Source organism: Blautia luti, from assembly GCF_013304735.1.
GTDB lineage: Bacteria > Bacillota > Clostridia > Lachnospirales > Lachnospiraceae > Blautia_A.
Genome location: NZ_JAAITI010000003.1, coordinates 1 through 16,093, shown reverse-complemented (window position 1 = coordinate 16,093; position 16,093 = coordinate 1). Strand labels below are relative to the sequence as shown.

General features: G+C 44.5%; 15 protein-coding genes and 1 pseudogene. 5 read left to right on the top strand and 11 right to left on the bottom strand.

Annotated elements, in window-relative coordinates:
- Positions 1-58 precede the first annotated feature (58 nt).
- Positions 59-655 carry a hypothetical protein gene (locus G5B06_RS02485; protein WP_148445425.1) on the top strand — a complete coding sequence of 199 codons (597 nt, stop codon included), beginning with the start codon at positions 59-61 and terminating at the stop codon, positions 653-655.
- Positions 656-764: 109 nt separating this feature from the next.
- Here the strand turns inward: G5B06_RS02485 and G5B06_RS02480 are convergent, their stop codons facing one another.
- A complete protein-coding gene (locus G5B06_RS02480) occupies positions 765-2,033 on the bottom strand; it encodes a Glu/Leu/Phe/Val family dehydrogenase (protein WP_148445422.1) in 1,269 nt (422 codons plus the stop codon).
- 225 nt (positions 2,034-2,258) lie between these two features.
- Between G5B06_RS02480 and G5B06_RS02475 the strand changes: the two genes are divergently transcribed.
- The 3 genes and pseudogenes from G5B06_RS02475 to G5B06_RS18895 form a co-directional block, all read left to right on the top strand.
- Positions 2,259-3,122: a MurR/RpiR family transcriptional regulator gene (locus tag G5B06_RS02475; RefSeq protein WP_173762065.1), complete on the top strand. Its 864-nt coding sequence runs from the start codon at positions 2,259-2,261 to the stop codon at positions 3,120-3,122.
- Between the two features lie 144 nt (positions 3,123-3,266).
- Positions 3,267-4,229 (top strand): FHA domain-containing protein, encoded by a 963-nt coding sequence (locus tag G5B06_RS02470; RefSeq protein ID WP_173762066.1) that lies wholly within the window; start codon positions 3,267-3,269, stop codon positions 4,227-4,229.
- A 19-nt stretch (positions 4,230-4,248) separates the two neighbouring features.
- A pseudogene (locus G5B06_RS18895) lies at positions 4,249-5,385 on the top strand (FHA domain-containing protein); the annotation flags it as partial.
- 567 nt (positions 5,386-5,952) lie between these two features.
- On the opposite strand, the gene G5B06_RS18890 reads toward G5B06_RS18895, so the two are convergent.
- The 10 genes from G5B06_RS18890 to G5B06_RS02420 all read right to left on the bottom strand — a co-directional run bounded on the left by G5B06_RS18890 (position 5,953) and on the right by G5B06_RS02420 (position 15,667).
- The gene (locus tag G5B06_RS18890) at positions 5,953-7,461 is read right to left on the bottom strand and encodes a recombinase family protein (RefSeq protein WP_238134525.1); all 1,509 of its coding nucleotides are present in this window, start codon (positions 7,459-7,461) and stop codon (positions 5,953-5,955) included.
- 89 nt (positions 7,462-7,550) lie between these two features.
- Entirely contained in the window at positions 7,551-7,727 is a 177-nt protein-coding gene (locus G5B06_RS02460) for a hypothetical protein (protein WP_165483719.1), read from the bottom strand.
- Between the two features lie 133 nt (positions 7,728-7,860).
- The gene (locus tag G5B06_RS02455; RefSeq protein ID WP_119224249.1) at positions 7,861-8,064 is read right to left on the bottom strand and encodes a hypothetical protein; all 204 of its coding nucleotides are present in this window, start codon (positions 8,062-8,064) and stop codon (positions 7,861-7,863) included.
- 507 nt (positions 8,065-8,571) lie between these two features.
- Positions 8,572-8,994 (bottom strand): RNA polymerase sigma factor, encoded by a 423-nt coding sequence (locus tag G5B06_RS02450; protein WP_154259463.1) that lies wholly within the window; start codon positions 8,992-8,994, stop codon positions 8,572-8,574.
- A gap of 453 nt (positions 8,995-9,447) precedes the next feature.
- Positions 9,448-10,335 carry a metallophosphoesterase gene (locus G5B06_RS02445; RefSeq protein ID WP_173771231.1) on the bottom strand — a complete coding sequence of 296 codons (888 nt, stop codon included), beginning with the start codon at positions 10,333-10,335 and terminating at the stop codon, positions 9,448-9,450.
- Positions 10,336-10,457: 122 nt separating this feature from the next.
- The gene (locus G5B06_RS02440; RefSeq protein ID WP_173771229.1) at positions 10,458-12,818 is read right to left on the bottom strand and encodes an ABC transporter permease; all 2,361 of its coding nucleotides are present in this window, start codon (positions 12,816-12,818) and stop codon (positions 10,458-10,460) included.
- A complete protein-coding gene (locus tag G5B06_RS02435) occupies positions 12,802-13,497 on the bottom strand; it encodes an ABC transporter ATP-binding protein (protein ID WP_041254460.1) in 696 nt (231 codons plus the stop codon). The genes G5B06_RS02440 and G5B06_RS02435 overlap by 17 nt, the downstream gene beginning before the upstream one ends.
- A 64-nt stretch (positions 13,498-13,561) precedes the next feature.
- A complete protein-coding gene (locus G5B06_RS02430; protein ID WP_155175846.1) occupies positions 13,562-14,791 on the bottom strand; it encodes a sensor histidine kinase in 1,230 nt (409 codons plus the stop codon).
- A complete protein-coding gene (locus G5B06_RS02425) occupies positions 14,788-15,486 on the bottom strand; it encodes a response regulator transcription factor (RefSeq protein WP_173771227.1) in 699 nt (232 codons plus the stop codon). Before G5B06_RS02425 ends, G5B06_RS02430 begins: the two co-directional genes overlap by 4 nt.
- The gene (locus tag G5B06_RS02420; RefSeq protein ID WP_012741668.1) at positions 15,479-15,667 is read right to left on the bottom strand and encodes a helix-turn-helix domain-containing protein; all 189 of its coding nucleotides are present in this window, start codon (positions 15,665-15,667) and stop codon (positions 15,479-15,481) included. The genes G5B06_RS02425 and G5B06_RS02420 overlap by 8 nt, the downstream gene beginning before the upstream one ends.
- A 275-nt stretch (positions 15,668-15,942) precedes the next feature.
- On the opposite strand from G5B06_RS02420, the gene G5B06_RS18885 reads away from it, so the two are divergent.
- The coding region (locus tag G5B06_RS18885) for a helix-turn-helix transcriptional regulator (RefSeq protein WP_244094522.1) at positions 15,943-16,093 on the top strand (151 nt) is incomplete at its 3' end.

The following is a 16,093-nucleotide window of genomic DNA, read 5'->3' as shown; positions in this document are numbered from 1 at the left end:
GTTTCTAAAGGAGTTTGCACAGGAAACTGTGTGAAACCGTAGGGAAAGGGAGGAGCTTATGCTGGAGACGATCATGAAGCTGAACATCCCCCTTTACGTCATGACATCTATGGGATGTATCGGCGGCTTGGGGATGCTGGCAACGAACCTTACCTACCGAAGAATGATTCGAAATACACAGCGATTACAGAATCTGAAAGAGAAATGGCTGAACCTGTGGAAGTCAAGGGACAGGCTCTGGCACAGAATGAACCGTTTTGTATGGTATCCGTCCCTGTTTTGTACCTTTCTTCTGGCACTGTCTGTTTTTCTCAACAGCAGACTGGGACACAGAGAAGGCCTGCCTATGCTGTATCTTTATATAGGTGCGGCAGTGCCTGTGGCGTTGCTGCTTCTCCGTCAGGGACTGGATTTTTCGTACAAAGAAGAACTGGTGATGGCTTCTCTTGCAGACTACGTGGAACAGGTCCGGACCTGGGTGGAAGAAGTTCCGGTTCCCCAGAAAGCAGATCCCGTTTTGCAGGAAGAGATTGTGGATAAGATCACCAGAAGTATCCGCCAGACAGCCGCAACAGGAAGTCACTTCAGCAAGATGCTTTCTCCTGAGGAAGAAGAGATCATGAGGGAAATTATACGGGAGTTTATGAAAGAGTAGAAACAACAAAAATCTCCGGCAGATACGGTTCCTGGTATCCTGCCGGAGATTTTTTGTATATTTGTGTAAGATAAGGATTCTTTGGCTGTCTGGGTTTACAGTCTGGTTATCAGCCCATGGAGATCGGGCCGCCGCGGAGTTTGCCTGCGGTGGTAATTCTCTTGATAGCAACCATGTATGCTGCCATACGGAGTGTTACGTTTTTCTCCTGGCTGAGGGCATAAACTTCGTTAAATGCGGTAAGCATGATCTTCTGAAGCATCTTGTTGACTTCATCAAGATCCCAGGTAAGGTTCTGGATGTTCTGTACCCACTCGAAGTAGGAAACAACAACACCACCTGCGTTGGAAAGGATATCCGGGCATACGATAATTCCTCTGGAGTTCAGGATCTCATCTGCCTCAACAGAAGTCGGTCCATTGGCTGCCTCGATAATGAGTTTGGCCTGGATGCGTCCTGCGTTGTCTTCTGTGATTTGGTTCTCCAGGGCAGCCGGGATCAGAACGTCGCATTTACATGTGATCAGGCCGTCGTTGGTAACGTGGGAAACACCTTCTGCTTCGTATTTATCGAGGGTATTTCCTTCGGAAATAAATTTGCGGATTGCCGGAATATCAAGTCCGTCCTCGCAGTAAAGACCGCCGGTATAATCACTGACAGCAACAACTTTCTGGCCATTCTTATAGAAAATCTCAGCGGCAGTTCCGCCAACATTTCCCATACCCTGAACAGCGATGGATGCTTTTGCAGGGTCAATATTGTTCTTTTCCATGCACTGGTAAGCGATGATGGTAACGCCACGTCCGGTAGCTTCCACACGGCCTACGGAGCCGCCGATCTCGATCGGTTTTCCGGTAACAACACCTGGAACAGTATGGCCGGTGAACATGCTGTAAGTATCCATGATCCATGCCATAACCTCACCATTTGTATTAACATCCGGAGCTGGGATATCTTTATCCGGTCCGATAATCGGAAGGATACGTGTGGTGTAACGACGGGTAAGACGGATCAGCTCCGCTCTGGAAAGCTTGGACGGATCAACTTTGATACCGCCTTTGGCACCGCCGTAAGGAATATTTACAACGGCACATTTAAAGGACATCCATGCTGCAAGAGCTTTTACTTCGTCCATGTCGGAATTCTGATGGTAACGGATGCCACCCTTGCACGGTCCACGTGCGCTGGAATGCTGAACGCGGTATCCTTCAAATACCTTAATGGAACCGTCGTCCATACGGATCGGGATAGAAACCTTAAGTTCACGTTCCGGGTAGCAAAGTGTTGCGTAATCTTCGTAGCTGAGACCAAGAGCCTCTGCAGACTGCTTCAGGACAGAGAGCATATTGTCGTAAGGATTATACTTTTTATCTGCCATTGTTACCACTCCTTTGAAAATAAATATTTTTTCTCTTTCGTTTAAGAATAATATTATTCATCTGATGAGCTGAGTATAGCACGCTGTATCTGAAAAGTAAATAATTTTATTCATGAAAATATATATAAAAATATTTATATCTTTTTGGCGCTTTTCCATAAGCCTGTGATAAAATAAAAAAACCAAACGCTTTACCAGCGATAACGATGACGGGGAGGATCTTTCATGGAAAATCAGTTACAGAATCTGATTATTTCAGCACAGCTGACACCAAAGGAAAAAGAAGTTGCAGATTATGTTCTCGAGAATCTGCAGAAATGCTGTTTTATGACATCAACAGAGCTGGCCGGAGAGCTGAACGTGAGCTATTCCTCCGTGATCCGGCTTACCAAAACTCTGGGATTTACCGGATATCCGGATTTTCAGAGCTTTCTGCGGGAAACTTATGCAGAACAGTCCAGAGACGTGGATACCGGAATTCTCATCCCTGCAGAGCGTATTGAAGCAATTAAGAAAAAAGAGCACAAGGCAACGGTACAGGATACCGTATGTGCCTACACTCTCAGCAATATTCAGAGTACCATCGCCAGCAACACGGAAGAGCAGTACCGTAAGGCCAGCAGTATTCTTATCAACAGTGATGTGAAATATATTTTTTCCTCAAGAGGATCTACCTGTGTGGGAGAATTTCTGAATACCATCCTAAGACAGACCCTTCCCCATGTGTACAATTACGGAAGCCACGGTCAGAATATGTTTGATTTTGCCAGTGATCTTAAGAAGGGAGACGCAGCTGTTTTTATTACCTATTCCAGATATTCCAGGCTGATGTATCTCACTGCAGAAATGGTACATAAGCAGGGAGCTTCCATCATCCTTCTGACAGACAAACCTACCTGTGAAGCAGCCAAGTTCGCAGACGTGGTTCTGACTGCCAGGGGCGACAGCAGTGAATTTTATAATTCCTATGTGGCAGGAATGTTTGCCGCAGAAATGCTCTGTGCATATATCTGCAGGGAGACAAATTACTCCAATCAGGAGCTTCTGGAACGCATTGACGAATATACGTCACAGATCGGGAATTTTTGACAGAAACATCATAGAAAAAGCATTATTGACATACTTTCCGGCAGAAACGGCAGGGAATTGTAGCCTTTAAAAGTCTGGATTTTATGATATGCAGATGATATAATCTTTACATAATATCTGTATATAAGTAAGGACGCGGGAAGTATGAAAGAGAACAATCAAAAGATTCAGAAAAAAAGCTGGGGTATAATAATCGCTGTTTTAAGTGTATGTATTATTGCTACAGCTTTTTTTGATTATGTAAACATCAATCTGGCAGGAAAAATCCCGATTCTGGACAAAATACTGGAGTTTGCGGGAATATCAGAAGAGTATCTGAAAATTTCCCCAAGTGAACTGATCTCCCATACATCCAGTGCACAGGATATTCTTGGAGAACTGGGAATCGACAGGGGTGGAGTATTCTGGAAACTTGCAGTATTTCTGTTTCTCCCTTATGTTTTTGCGGTCATTTCGGCAGTTTTTGGATTTTCTGACAAAACATCCTCGGAAGTTGTATCAGCAGTATCTGCGCTTCTGGGAATTGTAAGCCTGTTTGTGGACTACCTGCTGATTATTCCACACAGCATAGCAGCAGTAACAGCGGAATACAAGGTTTCCGGACTTCTGAAACAGGTGCTGGATGTGGACATAGAAAAGACAGTCAGGACGGCAGTGGCAGAGTCCTTCTGTGCCGGGTTCTGGATCTGCGTGGCCCTGTTTGCGGGAATTGTTGTTGTTTCTGTTGTGCGGATGCTACGGGAGCAGAAAGAGGAGGATACCGTGGATGAGGAAGAACAGAAACCGGTTCTTCGATGTATGTTTGGAAACATGAAGAACATGGAGATCGAAATGGGAGAATCCGAAATCCTGGTAGGAAGAGATGTACGCAGATGTGCGCTGATTATGACGGAACCGGGAGTGGATAACGTGCACTGTATGATCCGGTTTAATAGTGAAAGTAATGACTACGGGATTGTTGACATTTCCAGTACGGCAACCTGTATTTTCAGAAATAATGATGTAGATGGAGAAGCAGTTCCTCTTCAGAAAGGTGTGATGTGCACCGTGGAAAGAGGAAGCTGGATTGCCGTGGGAGACCGGGATAATCTTCTGCAGCTTCTCTGAGATACAGAAGGAGAAAAGTGTGGAACAGAAAAAATATCTCATTATCATTGATAATTTTGGAAAAATTCAGGAAGTTCCTCTGGAATCTTTTGGAAAAGACCGTCTGATACTGGGATCAGATCCCGTACAGTGTGATATCGTCATTCGTTCGAATATTATTTCTCATGTACATGGAAAACTGAAATTTATGGGCCCCAGGGTGCTGTTTGCAGATCTGAACAGTACCAATGGAACCATTGTGGAAACAGACGGATATCAGAAGTATCTTCATGGAAATACAACATACCATGAGCTGAAAAGCGGAAGTATCTTAAGAGTCCAGTCCAGACAGAGCACGCCGGACAAATCTATCGTAATTCTGTATACAAACGTATCAGAAAAGGGCGTATGGCGAAAAGCACCTCTGCTTTCCGGCAGGCTTTCCATTGGACGTGGGGACGGAAATGACATCATCTTAAACCATCCTTGCATATCAAGAAAACATGCCTGTATTATAAAAGAGGGAAAAAGGGCAGTACTTGTGGATAACAGTTCCAACGGAATTTTTCTCAACGGAAAAGTTGTAAACGGAAAAGCAGTACTCCATGAGAAAGACGTTATTACCATCTTGAACAGTACATTGCTGTACACCGATGGAAATGTATTCTACAAGACATCCAGACAGGGTACCCATATTGATGTCACCGATGTAAACAAATACGTTGGAAAAAATAACAAAAAAATACTGGATCAGGTAAGCTGCCACATCGGAAGCAATGATTTTGTGGCAATTATCGGAGGTTCCGGTGCAGGAAAAACAACACTGATGAACGCAATCAGTGGTTTTGACAAAAAATTTGCAGGAAATATCAAATATAATGGAGTGGAGCTCAAACCCCATTTCAATGAGTGGAAGAGCATTATCGGCTACGTTCCCCAGGAGGACATTATTTTTGAAAACCTGACGCTGCGTAGGATGTTGTCTTATACCGCTGACCTGAAAATGCCCTCCGACACCTCAAAAGCAGAAAAAAACAAAAGAATCGATCAGGTACTGGGAATGGTGGAACTCATCCAGCATCAGAACACCCTGATCCGGAAGCTTTCCGGCGGACAGAAAAAACGTGCCAGCATAGCCGTGGAACTGCTTGCTGATCCGAGTGTATTTTTCCTGGACGAGCCTACATCCGGCCTGGATCCGGGAACAGAACAGAAACTGATGATTACCTTAAGCCGCCTTTCCAAAACACAGGGAAAAACAATCGTCATGGTTACCCACACCACACAGAGCCTGGAACTCTGCGACAAGGTTATTTTTATGGGACAGGGCGGAAGGCTCTGCTTCTGCGGAACTACGGAAGAAGCCAAACGTTTCTTCAATACGCAGAATCTGGTAGACATCTACAATATGATCACAGAGGAGCCTGTGGCATGGGCGCAGAAATACAGACAGGCATCCCAGAACGAAGAATACATCCAGGAAAAAGGCGGCGACGAGATACGGAAAAAGAAAAAATCCGTACAGATCCGGCAGCTTCCGATCCTTACCCTTCGTTATATGGAACTTCTGAAAAATGATCTTCCGAGACTGGCGATTCTGTTTTTGCAGCCGATTTTGATCGCACTGCTGTTGTCAGTGGTTGCCAATGACAAGGTTTTTGATATTTATGAAGACACGAAAACATCGGTGTACAAGGGGTACAAACAAGATAAAATAGAAATGAGGGGCGATAGAGCGGAAATGTCAGATTTTCCACTCTATCTGAACACGGTCGCTGGTGGCCTTGATCGTAGAGATCAAACCATCGGCGGCTTTTCTTTTGTCGTCAAAATCTATACTGTCCCAGTTGTCGAGATAATAGGATAACTTCTTTATCTGCTGGGGAGATATGGTTTCAACGCTCAATTCGGCGATTGCCTTTGAAATGGTCTGGCGTCGGGTGTCCAGTTCTTCAATTTTTTTGTTGGCGTAGGCAAGCAAGGTCGCATTGGCTCCGGTCAGCGTATCCAGCAGCTTTTCAATTTCTGCCTCCACCTGTGCCAGCTCCACTTGATAGGCGGTCAGCTTCGGATTGACTTTTTCCTCCCTGCCGTGGAGTATCTGAAAGTCTTTGAACTTCTCCTGCATGGCCGAGAAAATGAATTGCTCAAATTCTTCTTTGCGGATTTTCCCGCAGCCCGGACAACCTTTGTTTTCCGTCCGTTTGGTGCAGCGGAAATAGCCTGTACTGTTTGGTACATGGGTGGCTTTCAGCGCATACCCACAATGCCCGCATTTGATTTTTCCGGCCAACCAAGTATTTTTCGGTTTCCGCCCCTGCTGGAAGGTGGTATTTGCCATGAGCTTTTTCCGGCATTTCAGCCATGTGTCAGAGGAAATGAGTGCTTCGTGGGGAGCGATAACAAGTATCTGGTCTTTTAAGCACCTGTCCTTGTCCTCCTTCACATCCCGTCCCTGATAAAGATAGCAGCCGTTTGTTCCGGCAAAGTCAGAAGCGTCATTGATAATCGCTGCGCCCTGGCTTTTGAAAAATTCGTACAGCTCCAAATCGGCCTGTGCGTAAACGGGGTTTCTTAAAAGCTGGGAAAGAAATGTACGGAACATGGATTTGCCATAAATTTTTATGTCATGTTCCTCGAAGTATCGGGTAATATCTCCGAAGGAGGTTTCCGGTTCAGCGTACATTTCAAACATCAGCCGAACATGGTCGGCAGCTACGGGGTCGGCAACCATTTTCTTTGTGCGGATACCCTCTACCACAGTAGGCTCTAACTGATAACCGTATGGTGCCTGTCCGCTCATGTGGAAACCTTTCAGACACCGGGAATAGTAGGCGTCTGTGACACGCTTCTGAATTGTCTCCCGTTCAAGCTGGGCGAATACAATGCAGATATTCAGCATGGCCCGGCCCATCGGGGTCGAAGTATCAAACTTTTCTGTGGATGATACAAACTCCACATCATACTCTTGAAACAGCTCCATCATCGTTGCAAAGTCCAGAATAGAGCGGCTTATACGGTCCAGTTTATACACGATGACCCGCCTGACCTTTCCCTTGCGGATCTCGCCCAACAGCTTTTGAAACTCCGGCCTGTCCGTATTTTTACCGGAATAGCCTTTGTCCTTGAATACCCGGCAGCTACCACCTTTCAATTCATACTTGCAAAAGTCGATCTGACTTTCAATGCTGATGCTGTCCTTGCGGTCTACTGACTGTCTTGCGTAAATACAATCTTCTCTGATAAATTCCATATTGGGCTCCTTTCCTTGTTGGAATGGAGCTACCAACCTTACAACTATATTATACCATCAGCAGCCCCGGACAACAATGTTGCGAATAATTAGGGAAATCTGTCCCCATATTTGCGGAACACCTCATAAAGACAACGCTCAATTTCTTTTTTGCGCTGTGCTTTCTCCTTCGGGGGAAGTACCGGCGTGAGGCTTTCCAGCACAATGATCTTCCCTTGAAATGCGACAGACTTTGTTTCTCGTTCATAAGTGACAGCTTGCGTCATTGAAAACCTCCTTTGCGAAAGTGCGTGTATATGCCTGCCTTTCCCACTTGTCCCGTGGGGAAATGTCAAAAGACGGCACCCAGCAGGTGCCGCCCTTTGAGCTTTCTCCACTTCGGGTCGATGTGACCCGAGGTCAGTAAGGACTGGAATGGTACTTTTCTTTGGCGTCCTCCACGCTGTTGAGGTCAAATACTTCATAAAGCTGCCCCACAACATGCCGTATATCTTTCTTTGAAAATCCGCAGTCCTCCATTGCCATAATGACATAACCACGGCAGGCGTCATTGCTCCATTCGTCCGGTTCCAAGCCGGGGATCATTCCAAACGCATTTCCCATAAAATGCTCCTTTTTTGAAAAGATGGGGAGCCACGCCGGATCGGTTGGCCTATCATCAGACAGCATTACCGGGGGCTCCCCATAGGTTTTCACTTCATTTCAGACACATCGGACGGACATAGGCTTCATGCCCCATAGTATTTCAACTCTCCCCATTCTGATGGCAAGGCGTTCTCATTGCCTGCGACGGCTCACGGCTTGCAAGGCCGCTTCAACGCTCGGACTGTGACTAAACGCAAGTATCCGGGGCCTGCGCCTGTTCCGGTGGAGCCAGCCTTGCCCCACCTATGGCATGGACCTGTTCGCTCGCTCAGTTTTACAAAGACTGTATTCTCTGAAATCCGAGGTCATGGCGGGTCTGTCACACAGCGCGTTCCCCTTCGTATCCGGGTGTCTTTTTATTCAATTTTCAATCTGCATGAGGCTTGTCTGAACCTCGGGTCATTGTGATCCGAAGTGTTTTGCCTCTCATAAACCATTTCATTTTCCGGTCTAAATCGGTACGCCTTACAAAGAATTTTTCAAAATTTTTTCTAAGCGCCGCAGACCTCGCTCGATTGCGACACGAACCACTTTTTCATGGACGCCCTCTGCCCGGGCAATGTCCTGTTTGGTCATGCCGAGAATGAAATGAGCATAAATCCGTTTTGCCTGTTTGTTCGGCAGACTGGCAATCGCCGCATGAAGCTCCTGCATGGTCACTTTCCGCTCATACAGTTCATGGGGAGATAAGGCGACAAAGAGAGCTTCATGCTCCAGCCCGTCATCCCGATCAAGGGAATAGTAGGCTTTGTGGCGGTATGTACGCAGCCGGTAGGCAGCCTCTTTACGATCAAACTCTTTGAACATTTCTGCAACTTCTTCCGATACTTCCATGAAGCAATCCGATGTATAGAATGGGTAATAGTCCCGCAAATTGATAATAGCCATATTGACCTCCGTTTCGGTTGTTGGTTGACGAGTGACCGAAACGAAGGCGGCGGGGAGCGGCACCGGGGAATGACTTCGGGCCAACCTGACCCGAAGCAGCCCCATAAGAACACAAAAGCGCCCGGGCGGCATGAAGCCACACGGACGCATGAAATTACACATTCATTTATGTATTGTCTGATTTCACATTCATAACCAGACTGTCCCGGAGGGGGAGCTACGCTTTTTTTAGCTGGTGCAGATCATGGGTACTGTGAAAAAAGACAAAAATAGACACGGCGGCAATCCTCCTTATATGCCGCCGTGGATTTACACGGTATTAGGTCGTCGTTGGTTTAAGGTAGACGAAAAGAAACGGCGGCTCTGAAAATCAAAGCCGCCGCTTCATAGGCGCATGGAAATGTGTCTGCTTTACGACGGCTTTTTTTCTTTACCGTCGTCCGGCAGATAATTTCAATATTCGGTTAGAGTATCGTTATTGACGTTAATTTCTACTAATATGACCTCTGGACGATTATTAAATCGGAATGGAATAATACTATTTCCAAGGCCACGGCTAACAACCATATTTGTCTTTCCGTCTGTATAAAGGCCGGAATCATATTTAGGAAACAGCCCTTGATTGGGGGCAACGAGCCCCCCAATAAAAGGTAATCGAAACTGCCCTCCGTGTGCATGACCACATAAAACCAAATCAACACCACAGCATACATAGGTTTCAAATAACTCTGGCCGATGTGATAGCAGTATAGTGTAACTGTTTTCGTCATCAATAAGGCTATTCAATTTTGTGTTGACCATGGCTGGCGCTTCATTAAACATATCGCCCTTAATCGTAAAGTCAGAATCAGAAAGCCCGATAAGGGTAATCATTTCGTTGTTATGCACTAACTGTATTGCTTCATCTTCAAGGACAGTTACGCCAGACGCTTCAAGCCCTGTTTTGAATTGATCATAATGTGAGAAGTTAGCTTCGTGGTTTCCAGTTACAAAGTAGACAGGGGCTATTTGAACAGCTTGTTTTACAAAATCAAACGCAATCTCAATGTCTGTATGTCCAGCATCGATTAAATCTCCAGTTATCACAATAATATCCGGTTCGTGTTCAGACAGCAATTCTATCAATTCTGTATTGCTTTCTCCAAATTCAGCATTATGCAAGTCGGACACTTGTGCAATCCGAAAATTAGAAAAGGCAGATGCTATGCGATCGCTGGAGATATTAACCATACTTACCATCAATGCTGAATTGCCCCATATAGTATAGATTATCAAAACCAGCAGTATAGTTGTTAATACACAAATCTTCACCAATACTCTGGTGGAAAGGATTTTTTTCATTTTTTCCTCTCTTTCATCAACTTAATTATAAAAAAATCAGCTTACAAACAGGTGAATTTCAACTTACGAATTTGTAAGACAAAAGTGGGCGGCTTCTAAAGCCACCCGCTTCAAAAGTAGAATTACTGTGCGCTGATTGTATCAACAATGGACATATTGCGTATTCTCTTGATTGGCCCATGCACAGCCAGAATTACAGAGCTTATGACAATCAACAGAATAACAGCTACCTCTGGTAATGGAGGAGTCCAAGCATCCCCCCATCTATAACTTATCAACATTCCAAACAATAGCTTGTTACAAAACAGTCCCAACACCGTACCAACTACACCGCCGATTATGGTATAGGTGAAGGCTTCTGCAACAATCATTTTACTTAGCTGTCCCATGCTAACGCCGATGGCACGGAAAGCGCCATACTGTTTCAACCGTGCAGACACACTCATGGAAATACTATTGATTATGTTAAAAATTGTAATCATTGCAATTAGGACGAGGAATCCATAGATGAACAGCCAAAAACAATAGTAAGTTCCCATGGTACTGCTGTTACCCATGCGTTCATCAGCGAAAGTAAATGAGGAATCTACCATTTGGCGGATCACATAAACATCTTCGTCTGTTGTGCCTTTCACTAACTGCACATCAATAACCGTATATTTCGACTCGCCAGTAATTTGTTCAAATGTATCCTCTGAACAAATAATTGTTCCAACACCGGCGGCACTGTAAAACGGACAGTCGGACAACATTCCCACGATTTGGATTTCTTTACTTTGTCCGTTTGTATTCAACGATACAGTATCGCCTATTTGTATTGTGTTCTGCGAATTATAAACAATTAAGCCCGTCCCTAAATCAGTTTGCACAGATTCCAGAGAACCCTCTAATAAATAGTCCTTTGCCCAATCAAATTGATACTGCTCATAAGAGATTAAATCCATCTTTTTTTCAATACCGTTTGTGACAGACGGAACCTCGTATGCAAATTTTCTTCCATACGCTAAATCCACAACAGGATTTTCCTTTAGATCATCAAGTAATGCTTTGTCAATAGCACAGGCGTTATCAGGACTTATGATAGATAAATCTGCTGTCCAAGGTTGGAGCGGTGTTAAGGTATGCTGCATGAACTCAACTGTTACAGAGAATGAAAGGAAAAGGATAATACTGAGAGCAAATGAGCTTGTCATCAAAAACAGATTTTTCCGATTTGCTTTTGCATGATAAATTCCAAGTGCTGTATCAATCTTAAGCAGTTGTGTATTAGCAGCATTTCTTGCAGGCTCCAAGTCGTTTGCATTACCGGAAACCGCTGCCAACGGAGATACTTTTGCTGCTTTCTTTGCCGGAGAATAGGCAGCGAACAAAACCGTTACCAAGCCCACAACGATTCCTGCAAGAATACTTGGTACGCTAAATCCGAATGTAGGCATCGCTTTGAAAAATTCCGGACTTAGGAAACGCAAAATCGCACATAAGACCCAAATGACAACTATACCGATGGAAATACCCACAGGGATTGCCAAACGGCACCAACTAAGCGCCTCTTTCCGTACTAAGCGCATAACCTGTTTTGGTGTTGCACCGATACAGCGCATAAGGCCGAAAAATTCGGTACGCTGGGCTACATTGCTGTTCAGGCTGCTTGCAATCATCATAATACCAGCTAACATTACCAGTGCAAACAATACAGCCGCAGCCAAGTAAACCTGTAACAAAAAGGGAACGCGGCTTTGTCCAAGCAATCCAAGCAGATTGTTGTTGGAAGATATTTGTTCATTCGATAAATTGCATTGTTCTTTCAAATCTGCAATTTTCCCTTGTATATTTCTTGTGTTTGCAAATTGAGTAAAAAACATAATGCCGTAATCATTCGGCTCCCCGTCTGATACATTCGGATAAATCGCGCAGTAATCCTCTGTGTTCAAAATGATGCCGTAGGAGTCGCCACTCATGATCGAGGCAGTATTATTCATAAATCCTGATATGGTAAAATTCAGTTTATCGCCATCAGGAGTTTCTACGGCAATGGAATCACCAATCGCAACACCCATTATCTGCTTTGCATTTTCAGTCACCAACGCTTCATTACTTGTCTGTGGAAAAACACCTTCTTCAAGTTGGTCAGTCCAGATTTCAGTTATATAGCTTTCATCACAACCGCATATCGCTACATCTTTTCCACCCAAAGTGTAGCCTAAATCTCCACGATAATTGAGTACGCCATACGGTGAAAATACTTCAATATCAGGGCGTGAAGCAATAATTGCTGCTTCTTCATTGCTGATATTCTTAATGGCAATATGCCAATTCCCAGACTCCTGCTGTGCCTGCAAAATCTGGCTGCGGATGAACATATCTGCCATTCCAAAAATAGTTGTAACCAGAAATACCGCCAGCACAATGCAGAAAATAGACATTCTGCTTTGCTTCTTGTGGATTTTTGCGGATATGGGAACAAGGTCAAGATAATGCTTCATTTGTTTTTCCTCCCAAATCCGTCAAAACGCCATCTGATACCCGGAACACCCGATCAACGGATGCAGTCAAATCCTTATTGTGGGTAATCATCAGGATTGTTTGCTGATAGCGACGGGACGCCTGCGTAAGCAGGGCGATAACATCCTGACTATTCTTGCTGTCCAGATTGCCAGTAGGTTCATCTGCCAGAATCAGTTTGGGCTTTGTGATTAACGCCCGGCCAATGGCAACACGCTGCTGCTGTCCGCCGGATAGTTGGCTCGGCAGGTGATGTCGACGCTCGGTAAGTCCCAAGAGTTCCAAAATTTCTTCTACTGCTGCCGGGTCTGGTTTGCGATAGTCCAAAAGAAGCGGAAACATGATATTCTGCTCCACATTCAGCTCGGAAACCAACTGAAAGGATTGGAAGATAAAGCCGATATTACGACGGCGGAAAATCGTGCGCTGTTCCTCTTTCATGGAAAACAGGTCTTGTTCATCAATCCAAATGTGGCCGGAAGTAGGGGTATCCAAAGCTCCAATACAGTTCAGTAATGTGCTTTTGCCAGAACCGGATTCACCCACAACGGCAGCAAATTCGCCTTTATCCAGGGAGAAGGAAACCTTCTTCAACGCTTCGACTTTCGCCTCACCCTTGCCATAAGTTTTACATAAATCTTGTACTTTCAATATTTCCATAGTCATCAGTACCTCCTTTCTCAAAAGGATAGCAAAAACAGCTTACAAGCAGGTGAATTTGACCTTACAGATCCGTAAGGAAAGATAGTGTAAACAGCGTACCTTTTCCGACTTCACTTTGTACGGAGATAACACCGTTTTGACCCTCAATAATGGACTTGGCAAGGGGAAGCCCCAGCCCGATTCCTTGTGTATCAAGGGAATGTTTGCTGCGATAAAAGCGTTTAAAGATATGGTAAATATCTTCCGGGACTATGCCGTTACCATTATCAGAAATAAAAATCCGAAACATAGCAGGAGTGCGCTCCCATGTAATACGGACAATACCGCCAGCTTGCGTGTGATCCAGTGCATTTTTTACAATGTTTCCAATCGCTTCACCTGTCCATTCCATGTCACAAATAAGCTGCTGTTCACCATCGCCATCTATCTGAATCTGCTTGCTTTCGCTTTTAGCCCTTGTGGTTAGGTCATTGACTGAATGAGCTATCAGCTCGGACACACGGCAACTTTTTTTCTCAAAAATGATGTTTCCCGTATCCAGTCGGGTTATCTTCAACATGGATAAGATTAACTGCTCCATACGCTTTAGAGAAATACCCATCTTCGCCGCAAACTGTTTGACCGTTTCTGCATTTTCTGGCTCACTTTCAATGATCTCCTGATACATAGTGAGGGCTGCCAGAGGCGTTTTGAGCTGGTGAGATATATCGGATATGGTGTCTTTCAAAAACTCTTTTGCTTTACGTTCTGTTTCATTTTTGGATTGGAGCATAGTTGCAAGCTGTTCTATCGAAGAAAACACTTGGTAGATAGCCCCCTCATAATTCTGCGGTAAATGACAAGAGTAATCCCCGTTGATGTAATTTAGCAATATTTTGTCGGCCTGTTGATACAATCGCTTCCTTTTCCAGAAAAAAATAAATATTCCTATGGCAAGCACAAAGAGAAAAAATAGCACAGTGCATAGCATGGTGCAGAAAGCGGAACGCTGAAATTGATTGAAATAAGGCCGCATACTGCTTTCTGACTGTTTTCCCAAACCCGCAGCCGCTAATAATGACCTACCATCGTCACTGATGTCTGTGTTCGTAAAGGCAACTGCAACCACTTCTTTCGGAACACCCTGTTCCAAAAGTGAGGATGAAACCGCTTCATCATGTTTGAGCCATAGGACTTCCGCATCGTTCACCTGATAAATAGTCAAAACGGTTGCTGTACCTACAAACAGCAGAGCAAACAAAGTCAAAAATAGCAGGAACCCTTTAATCTGTCTATCTTGGTACAAACTCATATAGACATCTCTTTCCATTGGTAGCCGAACCCACGAATGGTTATAAGGTGTTCTGGATGGGACGGATTGGTTTCCACTTTTTCACGAAGCCGCCGTACATAGACGGACAGGGTATTATCATCAACAAAATTTCCTGTATCATCCCACAGCTCATTTAGAATGATGTCCCTTGTCACAACGCGATTTGCGTTTCTTACCAGCAGACAAAGCAAACGATATTCGGCGCTTGTCAAATCCAATGCTTTTCCCTTTAAGGTTGCACGGCTACCCAACAGATCAATGGTAATGTCGCCACATTCCATAGAAGTGTTTTTTTCGCTTTTGGAAACTCCGGCCCGACGCAACAGCGCCCGGATGCGGGAACACAATTCCCCCAGTTTGAAAGGCTTGGTGATATAATCGTCCCCACCGCTATCTAATCCACGAATTATGCTGACTTCTTCATCCGATGCAGTCAGGAATATAATCGGTATCTGCTGATTTTCTTTTCTTACTCTTTCGCATACGTCAAATCCTGTTCCATCTGGCAGAGTAACATCCAAAATCAATAAATCGTATCGGTCGAGTTCGGATAAGTATTGTTTTGCTTCACATACTGTACGGGCAACTTCAACATCAAATTCATTCTTTTTCAAAGAGTAGACCAAGCCATCTATTAGACTGACATCATCCTCCAATAGCAATATTCTATTCATGTTTTAATTCCTTTCCTTGTTTTGTCCTCATATCCACAGGTTTCTCCGCGTCTTTCGGGATCAACCAGATTGTAGCCATCTTCACAGCGCCGGGAATACGGCCACCGGCGCAATAATAGTTTATCCGTCGAGGGGTCACGCCCCACTTTTCGGCAGCCTCTTTCAATGTCATATAGTCCATTTCGCACCTCCACAGGATATATTATTAGGGTTGAGCAAAACGCGCGTTTTGCAAAGTTGAGTCACAATATATAGAGCTCAAATGAGCTGGATAGTACTATTTAATGTATAGCCTTATGAGCAAATCGGAGTTTTGCTCAACCCTATATATTATAGTTCTCTGCCTCGAATAATACAAGTTAGAGCCTACACGGATACGAAATAAAATACTACTTAATGTAAAATTTCATTACATTCTCATAATCCAACCCGAAATGTAGAATGATATAGGGTGATATGAAAATGAACCAAGATGAAAGAAGGTTTGACTTCCACGGCCTCGGGGCGGCTCTCAAACGAGCCAGAGAAGAAAAGGGATGGACACAAGCCTATGTTGCGGAATTAGTAGACCGTGACTCCCGTACCATTATGAATATTGAGAACAAAG

What these genes read in the sequence shown, in the direction of transcription:
- G5B06_RS02485 (WP_148445425.1), top strand. Translation starts at nt 59, where the DNA reads ATGCTGGAGACGATCATGAAGCTGAACATCCCCCTTTACGTCATGACA.
- G5B06_RS02480 (WP_148445422.1), bottom strand. Translation starts at nt 2,033, where the DNA reads ATGGCAGATAAAAAGTATAATCCTTACGACAATATGCTCTCTGTCCTG.
- G5B06_RS02475 (WP_173762065.1), top strand. Translation starts at nt 2,259, where the DNA reads ATGGAAAATCAGTTACAGAATCTGATTATTTCAGCACAGCTGACACCA.
- G5B06_RS02470 (WP_173762066.1), top strand. Translation starts at nt 3,267, where the DNA reads ATGAAAGAGAACAATCAAAAGATTCAGAAAAAAAGCTGGGGTATAATA.
- G5B06_RS18890 (WP_238134525.1), bottom strand. Translation starts at nt 7,461, where the DNA reads ATGGAATTTATCAGAGAAGATTGTATTTACGCAAGACAGTCAGTAGAC.
- G5B06_RS02460 (WP_165483719.1), bottom strand. Translation starts at nt 7,727, where the DNA reads ATGACGCAAGCTGTCACTTATGAACGAGAAACAAAGTCTGTCGCATTT.
- G5B06_RS02455 (WP_119224249.1), bottom strand. Translation starts at nt 8,064, where the DNA reads ATGGGAAATGCGTTTGGAATGATCCCCGGCTTGGAACCGGACGAATGG.
- G5B06_RS02450 (WP_154259463.1), bottom strand. Translation starts at nt 8,994, where the DNA reads ATGGCTATTATCAATTTGCGGGACTATTACCCATTCTATACATCGGAT.
- G5B06_RS02445 (WP_173771231.1), bottom strand. Translation starts at nt 10,335, where the DNA reads ATGAAAAAAATCCTTTCCACCAGAGTATTGGTGAAGATTTGTGTATTA.
- G5B06_RS02440 (WP_173771229.1), bottom strand. Translation starts at nt 12,818, where the DNA reads ATGAAGCATTATCTTGACCTTGTTCCCATATCCGCAAAAATCCACAAG.
- G5B06_RS02435 (WP_041254460.1), bottom strand. Translation starts at nt 13,497, where the DNA reads ATGGAAATATTGAAAGTACAAGATTTATGTAAAACTTATGGCAAGGGT.
- G5B06_RS02430 (WP_155175846.1), bottom strand. Translation starts at nt 14,791, where the DNA reads ATGAGTTTGTACCAAGATAGACAGATTAAAGGGTTCCTGCTATTTTTG.
- G5B06_RS02425 (WP_173771227.1), bottom strand. Translation starts at nt 15,486, where the DNA reads ATGAATAGAATATTGCTATTGGAGGATGATGTCAGTCTAATAGATGGC.
- G5B06_RS02420 (WP_012741668.1), bottom strand. Translation starts at nt 15,667, where the DNA reads ATGGACTATATGACATTGAAAGAGGCTGCCGAAAAGTGGGGCGTGACC.